Origin of the sequence: Pseudonocardia sp. Ae331_Ps2 (assembly GCF_001932405.1) — a bacterium.
Classification (GTDB): domain Bacteria; phylum Actinomycetota; class Actinomycetes; order Mycobacteriales; family Pseudonocardiaceae; genus Pseudonocardia.
The window spans coordinates 1,546,266-1,563,390 of the sequence record NZ_MCIM01000001.1 but is presented as its reverse complement, the minus strand read 5'-3'; the positions used below and the strand labels follow the sequence as shown (position 1 = coordinate 1,563,390).

The 17,125-nt window shown below is 75.2% G+C and carries 11 protein-coding genes and 1 pseudogene; 10 read left to right on the top strand and 2 right to left on the bottom strand.

The genetic code is table 11. The features are described from left to right. Positions 1–10 precede the first annotated feature (10 nt). Complete coding sequence (locus Ae331Ps2_RS07390) at positions 11–1,141, bottom strand: alkaline phosphatase family protein (RefSeq protein ID WP_075309896.1); 1,131 nt, start codon at positions 1,139–1,141, stop codon at positions 11–13. A 97-nt stretch (positions 1,142–1,238) separates the two neighbouring features. On the opposite strand from Ae331Ps2_RS07390, the gene mftF reads away from it, so the two are divergent. The 7 genes from mftF (at position 1,239) to Ae331Ps2_RS07355 (ending at position 9,171) form a co-directional block, all read left to right on the top strand. After that, positions 1,239–2,732, top strand: coding sequence for a mycofactocin biosynthesis glycosyltransferase MftF (mftF, locus tag Ae331Ps2_RS07385; RefSeq protein WP_075309898.1), 1,494 nt, complete (start codon positions 1,239–1,241; stop codon positions 2,730–2,732). 384 nt (positions 2,733–3,116) lie between these two features. After that, positions 3,117–3,635, top strand: coding sequence for a (2Fe-2S)-binding protein (locus Ae331Ps2_RS07380; RefSeq protein WP_020626510.1), 519 nt, complete (start codon positions 3,117–3,119; stop codon positions 3,633–3,635). A 1-nt stretch (position 3,636) separates the two neighbouring features. After that, positions 3,637–6,120 carry a xanthine dehydrogenase family protein molybdopterin-binding subunit gene (locus tag Ae331Ps2_RS07375; RefSeq protein ID WP_075329707.1) on the top strand — a complete coding sequence of 828 codons (2,484 nt, stop codon included), beginning with the start codon at positions 3,637–3,639 and terminating at the stop codon, positions 6,118–6,120. Beyond that, positions 6,117–6,968 (top strand): xanthine dehydrogenase family protein subunit M, encoded by an 852-nt coding sequence (locus Ae331Ps2_RS07370; RefSeq protein WP_075309902.1) that lies wholly within the window; start codon positions 6,117–6,119, stop codon positions 6,966–6,968. Before Ae331Ps2_RS07375 ends, Ae331Ps2_RS07370 begins: the two co-directional genes overlap by 4 nt. An 85-nt stretch (positions 6,969–7,053) precedes the next feature. Then, positions 7,054–7,773: an SRPBCC family protein gene (locus Ae331Ps2_RS07365; RefSeq protein WP_075309904.1), complete on the top strand. Its 720-nt coding sequence runs from the start codon at positions 7,054–7,056 to the stop codon at positions 7,771–7,773. A 76-nt stretch (positions 7,774–7,849) separates the two neighbouring features. Continuing rightward, a complete protein-coding gene (locus tag Ae331Ps2_RS07360; RefSeq protein WP_020626514.1) occupies positions 7,850–8,866 on the top strand; it encodes a P1 family peptidase in 1,017 nt (338 codons plus the stop codon). After that, positions 8,863–9,171, top strand: coding sequence for a hypothetical protein (locus Ae331Ps2_RS07355; RefSeq protein WP_020626515.1), 309 nt, complete (start codon positions 8,863–8,865; stop codon positions 9,169–9,171). The genes Ae331Ps2_RS07360 and Ae331Ps2_RS07355 overlap by 4 nt, the downstream gene beginning before the upstream one ends. 82 nt (positions 9,172–9,253) lie before the next feature. Here the strand turns inward: Ae331Ps2_RS07355 and Ae331Ps2_RS07350 are convergent, their stop codons facing one another. Then, a complete protein-coding gene (locus Ae331Ps2_RS07350) occupies positions 9,254–9,751 on the bottom strand; it encodes a PepSY domain-containing protein (protein ID WP_075309906.1) in 498 nt (165 codons plus the stop codon). A 146-nt stretch (positions 9,752–9,897) separates the two neighbouring features. Between Ae331Ps2_RS07350 and Ae331Ps2_RS07345 the strand changes: the two genes are divergently transcribed. The 3 genes and pseudogenes from Ae331Ps2_RS07345 (at position 9,898) to Ae331Ps2_RS07335 (ending at position 17,124) form a co-directional block, all read left to right on the top strand. Continuing rightward, positions 9,898–11,358 carry a hypothetical protein gene (locus Ae331Ps2_RS07345; protein WP_075309908.1) on the top strand — a complete coding sequence of 487 codons (1,461 nt, stop codon included), beginning with the start codon at positions 9,898–9,900 and terminating at the stop codon, positions 11,356–11,358. Further along, positions 11,355–12,092, top strand: a pseudogene (locus Ae331Ps2_RS30280) (hypothetical protein); the annotation flags it as partial. The gene Ae331Ps2_RS07345 and the pseudogene Ae331Ps2_RS30280, both read left to right, overlap by 4 nt. A gap of 490 nt (positions 12,093–12,582) precedes the next feature. Beyond that, positions 12,583–17,124: a hypothetical protein gene (locus tag Ae331Ps2_RS07335; protein ID WP_075309916.1), complete on the top strand. Its 4,542-nt coding sequence runs from the start codon at positions 12,583–12,585 to the stop codon at positions 17,122–17,124. Position 17,125 lies beyond the last annotated feature (1 nt).

Below are 17,125 nucleotides of genomic sequence, written 5' to 3'. Positions count from 1 at the left end.
GCGGTGCCGCTCAGCTCGCGTGGGAGAGCAGGGGCACGAGCTGCTCGGCGGTGGTGAACGAGCCGTGCTGGCCGGGGAACGTCGACAGGAACGGCTCGGCCTCGGTCCGGACCACCGCTGCCGTCCCGTGCATCGCGACGACGACGTCGCCGATCCGGTCGAGCACCCGGTCGGCGACCGGGCCGAACCAGCCCCGGGCCACCGCCTCCTCCCGGGTGACGACGGACGCGTCGTCGCCGAGCACGGCCCGCCAGGCGGCGAGCACGTCGGCCGTCGCCCCGGGTCCGGTGTAGACGTGGCGGGCGCGCGGGTCCCCGCCGAGCAGCGCCACTCCGTCGGTCAGCGCCGGGGTGGTGTCGGCGTCGACGGTCCGGTCGACGGTGACCATGCCGTGGTCACCGGTGACGGCCAGCAGCGTGCCCGCGGGCAGCTCGGCCAGGAGCATCCCGAGCAGCGCGTCGACCTGGCGCAGCTGCCAGCGCCACGCCGGCGTCCCGGGGCCGTACAGGTGGCCGACCTTGTCGAGGTCGGCGTGGTAGCCGTAGACCAGCCGGGGTCCCGGCCCCTCGACGCCGGCGAGGATCTCGACGGCCAGGTCGCCGAGCGCGGCGACCCCGCGGTACTCGCCGCCGCGCAGCCCGGACCGGGTCAGCCCGGACGTCCGGAACTCCAGCGGTGACACCGACCGCACCGCGACGCCCGCCGCCGCGGCGCGCTCCAGCACCGTCGGTTCCGGCTGCACCCGCTCCGGGACGAGCGTCTCCCGCAGGTCCCGGCGGCCCGAGGACCAGCCCAGCGCGTCGAGCAGCTCCCCGTCGACGCGGAACCGCAGGCCCAGGGTGCCGTGCGCGCCCGGGGGCAGCCCGGTGCCGAGCGAGGTCAGGCTGATCGGCGTCGTCGAGGGGAAGCCGACGGTCAGCGGCCCGGCATCGGCGAGCCCGGCCAGCACCGGCGCGTCGTCGGCGTGGGCGCGCAGCGGCTCGTGGCCGAGGCCGTCGACCAGCAGCAGCACCGCGGCCCGGGCCTGCGGCAGCACGAACGCGGGCGGCCGCTGGTCGAGCGGGGCGCCGATCGCGTGCGTCAGGGCGGGCAGGACGTCGGCCAGCGTCGCCGAGCCGTAGCGGGGGAGGACCTCGGACATGTCCGGGAGTCTGCCCCGGCCGGGCCCGGGCGGACCACGCCGATCGGGCAGGTGCGGGTGTCGACCGGCCACGCCCGGGGATGGAAGGCTCCCGCAGGTGACCGTCGCCCGGACCGACCCCGACCGCCCGTCCACCGGGGAACCGGCCGGCCCGGCGGACCGCAGGCTCCCGGACGGCTTCCGGGTCGTGCTCGACCGGCGCACCCGACGGCTCGACGGCGGGGCGGCCCTGCTCGGCGGCGCCCCGCCCCGGCTGGTGCACCTGTCCGCGCGGGCCCGCGCGCTGCTGCCCGCCCCCGGGCGCCCGCTGGTCGTCACCGGCCCCACCGAGCGGTCCCTGGCCCGCACCCTGCTCGACGCCGGGCTCGCCCACCCCCTCACCGACGCACCGGCCGGGGTCACCGCGGCCGAGGTCACCGTCGTCGTCCCGGTGAAGGACCGCCCGCTGGACCGGCTCCTCGCCGCGCTGGCCGGGACCGGGGTGGCCGGCCCGATCGTCGTCGACGACGGGTCCGCCGACCCGGCACCGCTGCGCCGCGCCGTCGAGCGGGTCGGGGGGACCGTGCTGCGGCACGCCACCCCGCGCGGCCCGGCAGCCGCCCGCAACGCCGGCCTGGCCGCCGCGACCACCCCGTTCGTGGTGTTCCTCGACTCCGACGTCGTCCCCGAACCCGGCTGGCTGCCCCCACTGCTCGCCCACCTCGCCGACCCCGCGGTCGGCCTCGTCGCACCGCGGATCGTGGCGCTGGACCCGGAGCGGGGCGGTGGGCTGCGCGGGGCCGTCGGGCGCTACGAGGCGGTGCGGTCGTCGCTGGACCTGGGCCCCGACGCGGCGCTGGTCGTGCCGCGGTCCCGGGTCGCCTACGTGCCGAGCGCGGCGATGCTCGTGCGGGTGTCGGCGGTCGGACCGGTCGCGTTCGACCCGCGGATGCACGTCGCCGAGGACGTCGACCTCGTCCTGCGCCTGCACGACGCCGGCTGGGCGATGCGCTTCGAGCCCGTCTCCCGCGTCGCCCACGACCACCGCACGCACCCCGGGGAGTGGTTGCGGCGCAAGGCGTTCTACGGCACCGGGGCGGCGCCGCTGGCATGCAGGCACCCCGGCGCGGTCCCGCCGCTGATCCTCTCGCCGTGGACGGCGGCGGTCTGCCTGCTCCTGCTCGTCCAGCGGCGGGGGGCGACGGCGCTCGCCGCCGTCGTCACCGGCGTCGCGACCGAACGGCTGTCCCGCGCGCTGCCCCGGCTCGAGCGGCCGCGGCGCGGTGCGGCGCTGCTCACCGCGCTCGGCCTGTCCGGGGCGCTGTGGCAGACGGCGTCGGCGCTGACCCGGCACTTCTGGCCGGTCGCCGCCCTCGGCTGCCTGGTGTCGCGCCGGGCCCGCCGCGCGGTCGTCGTGGCGGCGCTGGCGGAGGGGCTGGCCGACTGGTGGCGCCACCGCGACCGTGACCCGCGGGTCCGCACCGGACCGCTGCTGCACCTGCTGGCGCACCGACTCGACGACCTCGCCTACGGGGCGGGTCTGTGGTGGGGGGCGGTCGAGCACCGGACCGCCGCCCCGCTGCGTCCGGCCGGCCCTGGCGCCCGACGTTGACACAGGTTAGGCTTCCCTGACCTGCGACGTGGAACCACTCCGTCCGGGCTGGTCTGAACGGGTGATTCGTGTTGCGTCACGGATCCGTTTCTGCGGGCGGCTCTCGCCTGCGTTCTCCGCGCCTGCGGTTGCGCGCGACAGGCTGTCGCCGTGACGTCGGCGACACGTCATCCGACCTCCGCTCCTCCCGCTCCGGGCTCCTTGCACCCCAGGAAGATCGGGAGTGTGATGTGGGCGCCGCCACACGAGACGTGCGGCAACTTTTCCGGGCGCGCCGGCGTGGTCGCGAGTCAGGCGACGGCGAACGGCGTTCCTCGGACGGAGTCCCCGGTCAGACCCCCGCGCTTCGGAGCGTGCGTGGTCGCGTACGAGGAGTGAGAGTTCATGACAGAGGTCCGGGTCACCGTCGACGGCGTGAACTACGCCGACGACGTCGAGCCCCGCATGTTGCTCGCGCAGTACCTGAGGGAGACGCTGGGCAAGACGGGGACGCTGATCGGCTGCGACACCAGCAACTGCGGTGCCTGCACGGTTCATCTCAACGGACAGAGCGTGAAGTCCTGTTCGGTGCTCGCGGTCCAGGCCGACGGCGCCGAGGTCACCACCATCGAGGGCCTCGCCCGCGACGGTCAGCTGCACCCGGTGCAGGAGGCCTTCCGCGAGTGTCACGGTCTGCAGTGCGGGTACTGCACGCCGGGAATGATCATGGCTGCGGTGGACCTGCTCGGGGACAACCCCGACCCGTCCGAGCAGGAGGTCCGCGAGGGCATCGAGGGCAACCTCTGCCGCTGCACGGGCTACCAGAACATCGTGCGCGCCGTGCAGACCGCGGCGAAGAACATGAAGCCGGGAGTCGCCGCTGCGCCCTCCGGCCAGGCCGCCCCGGTCGCGGGAGGTAACTGACGTGACGACGACCGCCGAACCCACCACGACCGGCGAGATCGGCAAGGCCCGGGTCCGCAAGGAGGACCAGCGCCTCATCACCGGCCGGTCCCGCTACACCGACTCCATCACCCCTCCGGGCACCGTCCACATCGCCGTCGTCCGCTCGACGATCGCGCGGGCGACCATCACCTCGATCGACAAGTCCGAGGCCGAGAAGGCCCCGGGTGTGTTCGGCGTCTACACCGCGGCCGACCTCGGTGCGGAGGAGGTCGGCATGCCCTGCGCGTGGCCGATCACCCCGGACCAGAAGGCCCCGCAGCGCCCGGTGCTCGCCGTCGGCCGCGTCAACTTCTCCGGTGAGGGCGTCGCCGTCGTCGTCGCCCGGTCGGCCGCCGCCGCGCGCGACGCCGCCGAACTCGTCGAGGTCGACTACGAGCCGCTCGAGCCGGTCCTCGACATGGAGACCGCCGCGCAGGACGGCGCCGAGCTGGTCCACCCGGACCTCGGCACCAACGTCTCCGCGACCTGGGTGTTCGACTCCGCCGCGGCCGGCACCGGTGCCGACGTGGCCGAGGCCATCAAGGCCGCCGAGGCCGACAGCGACTCCGTCGTCGTCCGTCGCCGCTTCCGTCAGCAGCGCCTGATCCCCGCGTTCATGGAGCCCCGCTCCTGCGTCGTGGACCCGACCGGCGAGCAGCTGACGATCTGGGCTGCGACCCAGGTGCCGCACATCCTGCGCACCATGACCACGGTGACCCTCGGGGTGCCGGAGTCCAAGCTGCGCGTCATCGCCCCCGACGTGGGCGGCGGCTTCGGCGGCAAGATCGGTGTGCTGCCCGAGGAGATGCTCTGCGTCCTGCTGGCGCAGAAGCTGGGCAAGCCGGTCAAGTGGACCGAGACCCGCAGCGAGTGCATGCTCACCGCGCACCACGCCCGGGACCAGATCCAGGACCTCGTGATGACCGCCAAGAAGGACGGCACCATCACCGGGTTCGACGTCCACCTCTACGCCGACATGGGTGCCTACCTGGGCCTGGTCGGGCCGGGTGTGCCGATCCTCGGCGCGTTCATGTTCAACGCGATCTACAAGATCCCCGCGCTGAAGTTCACCTGCTCCAACGTCTTCACCAACAAGACGCTGACCGACGCCTACCGCGGTGCCGGCCGTCCCGAGGCGACCTTCGCCGTCGAGCGCATGCTCGACGAGCTGGCCGTCGAGCTCGGCCGCGACCCGATGGAGCTGCGCGAGCAGAACTGGATCAAGCACGAGGAGTTCCCGTTCACGACGGTCGTGGGCCTGACCTACGACACCGGCAACTACGAGCAGGCCACCCAGCGCGCGATGGAGCTGTTCGACTACGCCGGTCTGCGCCGTGAGCAGGAGGAGCGCCGGAAGAACAACGACCCGGTCCAGCTGGGCATCGGCATCTCGACCTTCACCGAGATGTGCGGTCTCGCCCCGTCCCGGGTGCTCGGCTCGCTGGACTACGGCGCCGGCGGCTGGGAGGCCGCGAGCATCCGGATGCTCGCCACCGGCAAGGTCGAGGTCACCACCGGTGCCTCCGCCCACGGCCAGGGCCACGAGACGGCGTTCTCGCAGATCGTCGCGGACAAGCTGGGCGTCGCGTTCGAGGACGTCGAGATCCTGCACGGCGACACCCAGGTGGCGCCGAAGGGCCTCGACACCTACGGCTCGCGCTCGCTGGTCGTCGGCGGTGTCGCGATCGTCAACGCCGCGGACAAGGTCATCGAGAAGGCGAAGAAGATCGCCGCGCACCTGCTCGAGGCCTCCGAGGACGACCTGGAGTTCGCGAACGGCCAGTTCACGGTCAAGGGCACCGACAAGGGCAAGGCCATCCAGGAGATCGCGTTCGCCGCGTTCATGGCGCACGACTACCCGGAGGGCATGGAGCCGTCGCTGGACTCCGACGCCGTGTTCGACCCGGAGAACTTCTCCTACCCGCACGGCACGCACCTGGCGGCCATCGAGGTCGACACCGACACCGGCCGGGTCACGCTGCGCAAGTACGTCTGCGTCGACGACATCGGCAACGTCATCAACCCGCTGATCGTCGAGGGGCAGGTGCACGGCGGTCTCGCCCAGGGCATCGCGCAGGCCCTGTTCGAGGAGGCGAACTACGACGACCAGGGCACCCTGGTCAACGCCACGTTCGTCGACTACACGATCCCGTCCGCGGCGGACCTGCCGAGCTTCACCACCGAGACGGTCTCCACCCCGGCGACGTCCAACCCGCTCGGTGTGAAGGGCGTCGGCGAGGCGGGCACCATCGCCTCGACCCCGGCCATCCTCAACGGTGTGCTGGACGCGGTGCGCCACCTCGGCGTCGACGAGATCGAGATGCTGACCACCTCGCAGCGCGTATGGCGGGCCCTGCAGGTCGCCAAGGGCAGGAACCCGCAGGAGACCCCGAGCGACGTCCACGCCCCCGGCGCCGGCCTCGGCTCCATCGACCCGAACAACCCCAAGGGAGAGGTCCAGTGATCCCGGCGAAGTTCGACTACGTCCGGCCCTCCTCGGTCGAGGAGGCCGTGACGGCCCTGCAGTCGGCCGGTGAGGACGCCAAGATCCTCGCGGGCGGCCAGAGCCTGCTGCCGGTGCTGCGTCTGCGGATGGCCGCGCCGAGCACGATCATCGACCTCGGGGGCATCCCCGAGCTCAAGCGGATCGGCGAGGACGACCAGTACGTCATGGTCGGCGCGATGGCCACCCACCACGAGGTCATGCGCAACGACCTGGTGAACACCCACGTCGAGCTGATCGCCCGGGCCACCGAGACCGTCGCGGACCCGCAGGTCCGCCACCGCGGCACGCTGGGCGGTGCGCTCGCGCACGCCGACCCGGCCGGTGACCTCGGTGCGGCCGCGCTGGCCCTGGACGCCGAGTTCGTCATCCTCGGCTCCGGCGGGACCCGCCTGGTCACGGCGAAGGACTTCTTCCAGGACTACTTCACGACCGCCATCGGCGAGGGCGAGATCCTCACCATGATCCGGTTCCCGAAGTACACCGGCTGGAAGAGCCACTACGAGAAGTTCAACCGGGTCGCCCAGGCGTGGTCGATGGTGGCCGTCGCCGTCGCGCTGAAGGTGGACGGCGGGACCATCACCGAGGCCCGCGTCGGACTCACCAACATGGGCAGCACGCCGATCCGGGCGACCGGTGTCGAGCAGGCCCTGGTGGGCAAGTCCGCCGGTCCGGACGTCGCGAAGGCCGCGGCGGAGCACGCCCTGGAGGGCACCTCCGCTCCGAGTGACGCCGACGCCGCCGCCGACTACCGTGAGCACCTGGCGAAGGTGCTCACCGGTCGTGCGGTGCTGGCCGCCGCCGGCTGACGAACCAGAAGCACGCCGACGCCGGCGCCGGTTCCGGGGTTCCCGGACCGGCGCCGGTGTTCGTTCGAGGAGGCTTGGAAGACACATGCAGCTGGAGAACAAGTTCACGATCGCCGCGCCGATCGAGGACGCCTGGAAGGCGCTCAACGACCCGGAGCTCATCGCGCCGTGCTTCCCCGGGGCGACCCTCACCGAGTACGAGGGCGACTCGTTCCAGGGCACCGTCAAGGTCAAGCTCGGCCCGATCTCGCTCACCTACAAGGGCAAGGGCACCTACATCGAGCGGGACGACGCCAACCACAAGGTCGTCATCGACGCGTCCGGCCGCGACGCCCGCGGCAACGGCACGGCCAAGGCCATCGTGACCGGCACGATGGTCGCCGACGGCCCGGACAAGACCTCGGTCACGATGGTCACCGACATGACCGTCACCGGTCGTCCGGCGCAGTTCGGCCGGGGTGTCATCTCCGACGTCGCCGACAAGATCATCGGCCAGTTCTCGAGCTGCGTCGCGGACAAGCTGACCGGGCCCGGCGGGGCGTCGTCCAACGGTGCCGGCCCGAAGCACGCGGCCGACGAGACCAGCCCGATCCCGGCGGTCCCGCCGGCTCCGGGTGAGCAGGCCGCTCCCACACCGGTGAAGCGCCCCTACCAGCCGCAGAGCAGCCCGGTCGAGGCCATCGACCTGCTCGACTCGGCGGGTGCCCCGGTGCTCAAGCGCCTCGCGCCCGTGCTGGGCGGCATCGGTGCGCTCGTGCTGCTGTTCGTGCTGGTCAAGCGCCTGCGCGGCGACTCGAAGGGCTGAGTCCTCCGCAGGTTCTTCCGGGCCGGTGCCGCGTTCCGCGGTGCCGGCCCGTGGCGTTGCGGGGCAGGATGGTGCCGTGCGAGCGGGTGAGCGGAACGGGCTGACCGACGTCGAGGGCCTGCGGGTCGGGCACGCGGCGGTGAGCGGGCCGGGCGCCCGCAGCGGGACGACGGTGGTGCTGGCCCCGCCGGGCGGCGCGGTCGCGGGTGTCGACGTGCGCGGCGCCGCGCCCGGCACCCGGGAGACCGACCTGCTCGACCCGGTCGCGACGGTCCAGCGGGTGCACGCCGTCACCCTGTCCGGGGGCAGCGCGTTCGGTCTCGACGCCGCCTCCGGGGTGATGGCCCGGCTGGAGCGCGACGGCGAGGGCTTCCCCGTGCCCGGCGCCGTCGTGCCGATCGTGCCGGCCGCGGTGGTGTTCGACCTCGGCCGCGGTGGCGACGTCCGCGTCCGCCCGACCGCCGACACCGGTGCGGCCGCCTACGACGATGCGCACGCCGGGCCGGTCGTCCAGGGCTCGGTCGGGGCGGGCACCGGCGCGGTGTCCGGCGGGCTGCGCGGCGGCGTCGGCTCGGCGTCGGCGGTGCTGACCGAGGGCTCCGCCGCCGGGACGACGATCGCGGCCCTGGTCGTGCTCAACTCGGGCGGTGCGGCTGCGGACCCGGCCACCGGTGCGGTGTACGGCGCCCGGCACGGTCTTCCCGGCGAGTTCACCGTCGGGGTGGCTCCGGCCCTCGCTCCGCCGGAGCGGCTCGCGGAGCTGTACGCGGGGCACGAGAGCCCGCTGGGGACGGCGACGACGTTGGTCGTCGTCGGCACCGACGCCGCCCTGGACAAGGTCGGCTGCACCCGGCTGGCCACGATGGCGCACGACGGCCTGGCCCGGTCGATCTCCCCGGTGCACACGATCCGCGACGGCGACTGCGCGTTCGCGCTGGCCACGGGAACGCGGTCCGCGCCGGACGCGACCGGGGTGTTCGCGTTGCAGGCGGCCGCGGCGGAGGTGACGGCGCGGGCCGTGGCGCACGCCCTGCTCGCGGCGGAGGCGGCGCCGGACCGGCCGTCGTACTCGTCGCTCGTGGCGGGTCGGTGAGCGCGCCGAACCCGTGGCTGGGCCGCCCGCGTGCGCCGCGCCCGCCTCCCGCGCCGGACCCGGACGCGGTGCGTCTGGTGGGGCTGCCCCGGCGGCGGGCCGCGGCCCGGGCGGTGAACGACGTGGTGCGGGGCGTGGACGTGCGCGCGTTCGGCGAAGGCTGGACCGTGTCGTTCCTCAGCGGCTACTACACGCTGTGCCACACCCTCGACGAGCTGCTCGACGCCGTCGCCCCGTCCGGGGAGCGGGAGCTGCTGCGGTCGACCGTGCTGGCCGCGGCCGACGGGAGCGCGGGCCGGGACTGACCGGCCCGGCGCTCGGACGCCGCCACCCCGGCCGGCGGTGCGGTCGGGACGGCGGCACCGTGCCGCGCCGGGTGCGGTCGGGTCAGTCGTCGTCGCGGTCGTCGTTCCGGTGGTCGTCGGACTGGTCGTCGCGGTCGTGGTCGAGGACCTGGCCGGTGGCGGCGTCGATGTCGATGTCGTGCTCGATGGTGCCGTTCAGGACCTCGACCTCCCAGTGGTCCCGGTCGTCGTCGCCGGCGTCGCGGTCGTCGTCCCGGTCGTCCCGGTCGTCCCGGTCGTCGCTGTCGAACTCGACCTTCGTGACACGGCCCCCGCCCGCGGCGGCCAGGGCGGCACGCTCGGCGGCGGCGCGGTCGACCGCTGGCGCGGGGGGCGCAGGAGCGGCGGTCGTCGGCGCGGTGGCGTCGGTGCGGGGCAGCTCCGGGGGCAGCAGGTCGGCGGTGCGCGCGATCGCGGCGCCGGTCGGGACGACGGCGAGCTCGTCGGGGGCACCACCCGCCCCGAATGCGAGGGCGGTGCCCCCGCCGACGAGCAGGAGGCCGGTGGCGGCGACGGCGGCAACGGTGAGCGGGGTACGCACGATGATCTTCCTCCGGGGGTTTCGGCTGGTCCGGGTCGGTGCGACCCGGTGACGGTGGGAACTGTGCCGTCGCCGTCCCCAAGGTCGCGCTGCGTGAGCCCTAAGGCGGCGTTAGGGCCCGGAGCGGTCGAACTACAGTCGTCGGGGTGTCGACCATCAGCCCGGACGAGGGAGTGGCGCGCCGGCTGAAGGCCCTGGCCTGCACGGCGCCGCTGCACGACCTCGACGCCCGCAAGGGGCGGCTCGACTGGGACGCGACCGGCTACCAGATGGCCGAGATCGGGCTGCAGGCGATCGACCAGGTCACCCTGGCCATGGACTTCGACCACGGTGCGGACCACGCGGAGGTCGTCCGGCGGCTGCTGCCGTTCGTCGGCGCGCAGGTGCCGGGGGCCCCGCGGTCGGAGTACGTCCGCGTCGCACAGTGGGTGATCGACAACCTGATCAACGTGGGGTCGATCGACCGCGGGTTCGCCGTGGAGTACGGAACGACCGACGACGAGGGGCACTACGTGCGTCGCCGGTTCGACTTCAAGCTGCTCGTCGAGGTCGCCGCCCCGGACGGCGGGATCTACCTGCGTGCCTCGGACGAGGCGATCAACGTGCTGGTCGGGGCGCTGGACACCGACGTCGAGTCGGCCCAGGAGGCGGCCGAGACGAAGCTGGAGACGCTGATCGTCCGCGGTCGTCTCGGCGACGCCCGGCTGGCGGCCGAGCAGGCCCGCTACCGGACCGTGCAGTACGCGGAGTCGTTGCGGCGCAAGCTGGAGGCCACCCGCCGCGACGTCCGGTCGGTGGACTGGCTGGACGCGGTCCCGCAGCTGCTCGACGAGGCACTGACCCACATCGAGTCCCGCTACCGCGCCGAGACGATGATCAAGGCGAACATCGCCGACGCCCGCGACGAGGCCACCGAGCCGGGGCGCCGCCGGCAGGCCGCGGAGCTGGTGACCGTCGTCGACGACTGCATCCAGCGGCACACCCAGCTGCAGGCGCGGTTGCAGGAGGCGGGGGCCGCGTTCCGCGCCGAGCAGGATCGCCAGCAGTTCTCCGGGAAGCCGAAGCGGGCCGCCGTCGACGTGTTCGGGCAGCTCCTGCGGCCGTCGTTGGCGCTGACCGTCGAGGCGGCGCACGACCCGGTGACCGGCTACTTCGCGGCCGGGGCCGGTGTGCGCAACCCGTCGGTGCCGAGCCTGGGCGGGCTGGTCGAGACGTTGCTGACGCCGCCGAGCGACCGGGACCCGTTCGGCGCCGAGGTGCCCGAGCCGGAGCTCGCCCCGCAGCCGCGCGAGCGGTTCGGGGTGGAGACGTGGGCTGCCGCCGACGCCGTGCTGCCCGACGAGATCGAGCACCCGGTGCGGCTGTCCGCGGCGCTCGCGGCGGCCCGCGCCGCCGGGGCGGACCTGCCGCAGCTGGTCGCGCTGCGGGCGGTGCACGCCGTCGGGACGGCGGTGGCCACGGCCCGGACCCAGGGCGACCCGTCGGTGCTGGTCGCCGTCGACGACGGGACGGTCCTCGACGACCCCGAGTTCGGCGGCGCCGACCTGCTGCTGGCGCGGGCCGGTGTGCTGGGTGGACAGACGAACCGACGGACGGCGCAGACATGAGTGACACCGAGACCGCGGCCCGCCTGGTCGGCTACGGCATGCGACCCAAGGCGCTGCCCGGACGCGACCCCGACTACGCCGACCTGGTCCGCCGCTACCGGGAGGACGACGAGTTCCGCACGACCGTGCAGCGCGTAGCCTCCGGCCTCGGCCTGGTCGTGCTCGCCGTCGACACCGGACCGGGCATCGTCCTCGCCGCGACCGAGGGCTCGGTCTTCGAGATCCGGATGGACGAGTACGCCCGCCGCGCCGCCCTGGCCAACCGCGGCGCGGACAAGGTCCTGCACGGCATCGCGCACCTCGCCGTCGCCGCGCTGGCCTTCCCCCGCCCCGACGACCTCGGCGACGACTCCTACGTCGGCCGGGTCTCGGTGGAGCTCGTCGACGGCGCCGTCCGCGAGGCCTGCCGGGTGCTGAACGAGCGTGCCGCGGGTCCCGCCGACCCCGAGTCCGACGCCCCGCAGCTCGAGGAGGTCTGGCGGGTCTGGCAGCGCCGTCCGGAGGCCACCGCGACCAAGGACGGCCGGGTCGGGGAGTCCACCACCCGCGGGATCGTCGGCAAGGCCCTGCGGTTCCTCGCCGACCAGGGCTTCCTCGTGCCGGTCGGGGCGGAGGGCGCCTACCGGACGACGCCGCGCTACCAGGTGCAGGTGCGGGAGCTCGCCGCCCAGCGGGCCTTCGACGAGCTGCTGGCCCTGAACGTCCTGCCCGCCGCGACCGCCGCCGGGACCCTGGTGACCGAGCACGACGGGGTGTTCGACCCGCCGGGCGCCGGTGCGGAGGGCACGGCCGGGCCGTCCGGGCCGGCGGAGTCCGCCGAACCGTCGCCCGCTGCACGGGGTGGCGGCCCGGCCGGTGCCTTCGACGGCGCCGGTGGCCCCGAACGCGCCGGTGGCGCCGAACGGGCCGGTGTCCTCGACGGCGCCGGTGATCCCGACGGCTTCGACGGAACGGGTGTCCCGCAGGAATTCGCTTACCGGGTAAGCGAATTCGGCCGGGAGGGTGCCGGGGGAGACGGAGTGGTGGCGGATGGCGCACCGGGAGGTGCCGATGCGGGAGGTGCCGGTGCGGAACTCGCTTACCCGGTAAGCGACTCCGCACAGGAGGGGGTCCCGGTCGGGGACACGGATGCCGGCCCGACAGCGCATGCCGGCGCGACGGACGAGCCCGGCCCGACGGATCGGGCGGACCCTCCGGCGACCGACGAACCCACGGAGGAACGCGATGTATGAGCTGACCCGCGTCCGCCTGTTCTCCGTCGGGCCGACCGCCGCGCGCTACCAGGACGTCGCGCTCGACCTGCGGGGCGTCGGAGCCCCGGTGAAGGTCGCCGTGCAGGAGGACCTGTTCGCCCCGGACGCGCTGGACCGCACGACACCGCGGCGGCCGTCGCCGGCGTCGGTGCTGTTCCTGGAGAACGGTGGCGGCAAGTCCGTCCTGCTCAAGCTGATCTTCTCGGTGCTGCTGCCGGGGCGGCGTCAGGTCGTCGGCACCACCAGCACCACGGTGCTGGAGAACTTCGTGCTCGCCGAGGACGTGGCGCACGTCGTCTGCGAGTGGATGCACGTCGGCACCGGGCGGCTCCTGGTCACCGGGAAGGTGTCGGAGTGGCGCGGGCACGTCGCCTCCACCGATCCGGAGAAGCTGGCCGACGCGTGGTACTCCTTCCGGCCGGTCCCCGGGATGGGGCTCGACGACCTGCCGTTCACCCACGACGGCCGCCGGGTCACCCTGGCCGCGTTCCGGGAGCGTCTGCAGACCGCGCACCGCGAGTACCCCGACGCCGAGCTCGCCTGGGAGACCGGGCACCGGGACTGGACGCGTCACCTCGTCGACGTCGGGCTGGACCCGGAGCTGTTCCGCTACCAGCGCGCCATGAACGCCGGCGAGGGCGAGGCCGCCGAGGCGTTCTCGTTCTCCTCCGACGAGGCGTTCGTCGACTTCCTCCTGCGGGCGGTGCTCGACCCGGCGGAGCCGCAGAACGTCGCCGAGCTCGTCGCCGGGTACGCCGACCGGCTCGCCCAGCGCGAGGAGCTGGAGACCGAGCGGGAGTTCGTCGACGGCACGCTGTCCCGGCTGGAGCCGATGGTCGAGGCCGAGGCCACCGCGACCGCGGCCCGCGACACCGAGACCGCAGCGCGCGCCGAGCTGGCGGCGACCGCGTCGCGGATCGCGGCCCGCCGGGTCGCCGAGGAGGCCCGCTCGGTGACCGCCGCCGAGGAGGCCGCCGGCGCCGTCGAGGCCGAGCAGTCCGCGGCCCGTGCGGCGGAGCGGCTGCAGGACACCGTCGGTGAGCTGCGCAGACTCACCGCGGTGCTCACCGTCGAGGCCGCGGAGCGGATCGCGGCCGAGGCGACCCGCGAGCGCGACGACGCGTCGGCCGTGTCGATGGCCCGCGACGCCGTCGAACCGGTGCTGGCGCACCGCGTCGCCGCCGCCGAGGCCGCGCGGCTGCGCGCCCGCGTCGAGGAGGAGGAGCAGAAGTCCCGGCCCGCGCTCGCGGCCCGGCAGGACGCGGCCCGTGCCCTCGCGGCCGCGCTGGCCCGCGTCGCCGCGGAGGCCGACGCCGCCGCGGACGCCGCGGAGACCCGCCGCGCCGACGCCGAGGAGCGCGCGGCGGCCGCCCGTCGCGAGCAGGTCACCCGCACCGCGGACGCCGCCCGTGCCGAGAGCGCGGCCGGCGCCGCCCGCGAGGCCCTCGACGAGCTCGAGACCCGGGTCGCGGCCGCCGTCGAGGCGGGGCACCTGAAGGCGGGCTCGACCGCCGCCGACGTCGAGGACGAGGCGGCGGCTGCCCGGATCGACGCCGAGCGGTGCGCCGCCGCGCTCGCCGAGGCCGACACCGCCGCCGCGGCGATCCGCGAGGAGCGCCGGGCCGCCGAGACCCGCCGCACCGCGGCACAGGACGCGGCGGCCGCCGCCCGCGCCGACGCCGCGACCGCCGAGGCCGCACGATCCGCGGCGGAGGCCGAGGCCGTCGCGCTCGCCGGGGAGACCCGACCCGCGGAGCTGCTCGGGCTCGACGAGATCCGTCCGGACACCGACGCGGGCCTCGTCGTCGACACCCTGACCACCGCGATCCGCGGCGCCGAGCGGGAACGGACGACCCTGCACGGCGACCAGCGCCGCGACGAACGCGCGCTCGCCGCGCTCGGCGACGGCGGCCTGCTGCCCGACCCGCCCGAGATCGAGGACGTCCTCGCGGTGCTGGAGTCCGCCGGGATCACGGCCTGGTCCGGGCGTCGCTACCTGGCGAAGCTGCCCGCCCCCGACCGGGAGACCGTGCTGGCGCGGCTGCCGCACCTGGCCGGCGGAGTACTGCTCAACGACGCGCGCGACGCCGAGCGGGCCCGCACCCGGCTGGACTCCGCGCGGCTGCTGCCGGCCTGCCTGGTCGCGGTCGGCACCACCGCCGCGCTGCGCGCCGACGCCGACCCGGCGCCCGGGATCGACTTCGTCGTGCCGCCCAACCCGGCCCTGCACGACGAGGAGGCCGCCGAGCAGGTCCGGGTCCGCCTCGTCGCCGAGACCACCGAGCGCGCCGCCCGGCTCGCCGAGCTGGAGACCGTCCTCGACGACGACCGCAGGCTGCGGGACCGGTTCGCCGCGCTGCGCGACCGTCGTCCCACCCTCGCCGACCTCACCGAGGCCGCCGAGATCGCCGAGGCCGCACGGGCCGCGGCCGTCGCCGAGCACGAGGCGACCCGCGCCGCGGTCGAGGACCTCGACGAGCGCGCCGACCGGCTCGCCGCCGACCGGCCCGGCCTGGAACGGACCGCCGGGGACACGCGTCGCCGGGCGGACGCGCTGGCCGCGCTGCGCACCGAGCTCTCCCGCCGGGCGACGCACGAGGAGCGGATCCGCACCGGGGAGGCCGACGCCCCGCGGGCCCGCGAGGAGGCCGACGCCGCCGGGACCACCGCCGACCGCGCCGCTCGCGAGGCCGCCGACGCCCAGCAGACCCGCGATCGGCAGCGCGGCATCGGCACCACCCTGCGCGACGAGGCCGCGGCGCTCCCGGTCTCCCCCGAGGAGATCGGCGACCCGACCGCGGAGCCGGACGGGGCCCCCGAGGGATCGCTGGCCGAGCTGCGCGAGGAGTTCCAGCGGGCCCGCGACGCCTACGCCTCGGCCGCCGTCGACACCGACCTGCACGGTGCGCTGGAGCGGGCCGAGGCCGACGCGCGGGAGCGCCGGATCGCCGTCGACGGGCTGCCGCGCACCGTCGTCGAGGCCGCGACGGCGTTCCTGCACACCCCCGACGGCGCCGACGCCGCCAGCCGTCGCGCCGCCGCGGAGCAGGCCAGGGCCGCCTACGACGAGGCCGAACGCCGCCGCGCCGACGCCGCGACGGAGCTGGCCGTCGCCCGTCGCGAGCTGGAGCGGTTCACCGGCGGCGAGCGGCCGATCGACCACGGTGCCGAGAGGCGCTCCGCGGACTGCGCGCCCTACGACGCGCCCCGCGACGCCGAGCACGGCCGTGAGCTGGTCGCCCGCGCCGCGGCGGACCTGGACGCGGCGGGCACGGAGCTGGAACGCCGTCGTCGGGCCCGGGCCGCCGCCGAGGACGCCCACCGCACCGCCACCGACCTCGCCCGCGGGTTCGGGCTGGTCGTGTCCTCGTTGGACGAGACGCCCGAGCCGTCCGGGGTGCCGTTCGACGGCGACGTCGAAGCCGCGCAGGCCGCGCTCAAGCGCCACCAGAACGCCGTCCGGGACGCGGCGGGGGAGCGGACGCGGGCCGAGAAGAAGGTCCGCGAGGGGGTCGACGCCGTCGCCCGCTTCGCGCAGGACCCGCGGTTCGCGACCCTCACCTCCCCGGTGCACCGTCACATCGCCGGCGTCGACCGGTCGGAGATGCCGGGCCTCGCCGCGGAGTGGATCGCGGCGCTGCGCCCGCGGCTGCGGTCCCTCGACGACGACCTCGGCAACATCGAGCGGCACCGCTCCGGGATCGTCACCCGGCTGTCCGGGATGGTCGGCGAGGCGCTGCGCACGGTGCGCCTCGCCCAGCGGCTGTCCCAGCTGCCCGAGGGCCTCGGCGACTGGTCGGGCCAGCAGTTCCTGCGGATCCGGTTCGAGGAGCTGCCCGACGCGGCGCTGCGCCACGAGCTCGGCGCCGTCGTCGACCGCACCGCGACCGGCATGGCGGGCGGCAAGGCCAAGGACCGGCGCGACGGCATGTCCATGCTGCTGCGCGGGGTCAGGGCGGCGATGCCGAAGGGTGTCCGGGTCGAGATGCTCAAGCCCGACGCCGTGCTGCGAACCGAGCGGCTGCGCGTCTCCGCGATCAAGGACGTGTTCTCCGGCGGGCAGCAGCTGACCGCGGCGATCGTCCTGTACTGCACGATGGCGGCGCTGCGGGCGCACCAGCGCGGGCAGGGCAGGCGGGCGCACGCGGGCGTGCTGTTCCTCGACAACCCGATCGGGCGCGCGTCGGCGGGCTACCTGCTGGAGCTGCAGTTCGGCGTCGCGCAGGCACTCGGGGTGCAGCTGGTCTACACGACCGGGCTGTTCGACGCGGGCGCGCTGTCGTCGTTCCCGCTGCTCGTGCGGCTCCGCAACGACGCCGACCTGCGCGCGGGACGCAAGTACCTGTCCGTCGACGAGCGGGTCACCCGGTCGGTGCCCGACGCCGACGCCCCCGGCGGCCGGATCACCGCGGCGCGGGTCTACCGGCGCCCCGAGGCCGTGGTCCCCGCCGGCGCACGCAACGGCGGGGCAGGCCGCGCCGGCGCAGGCGACGGCGCGGGATCGGCAGGATGAC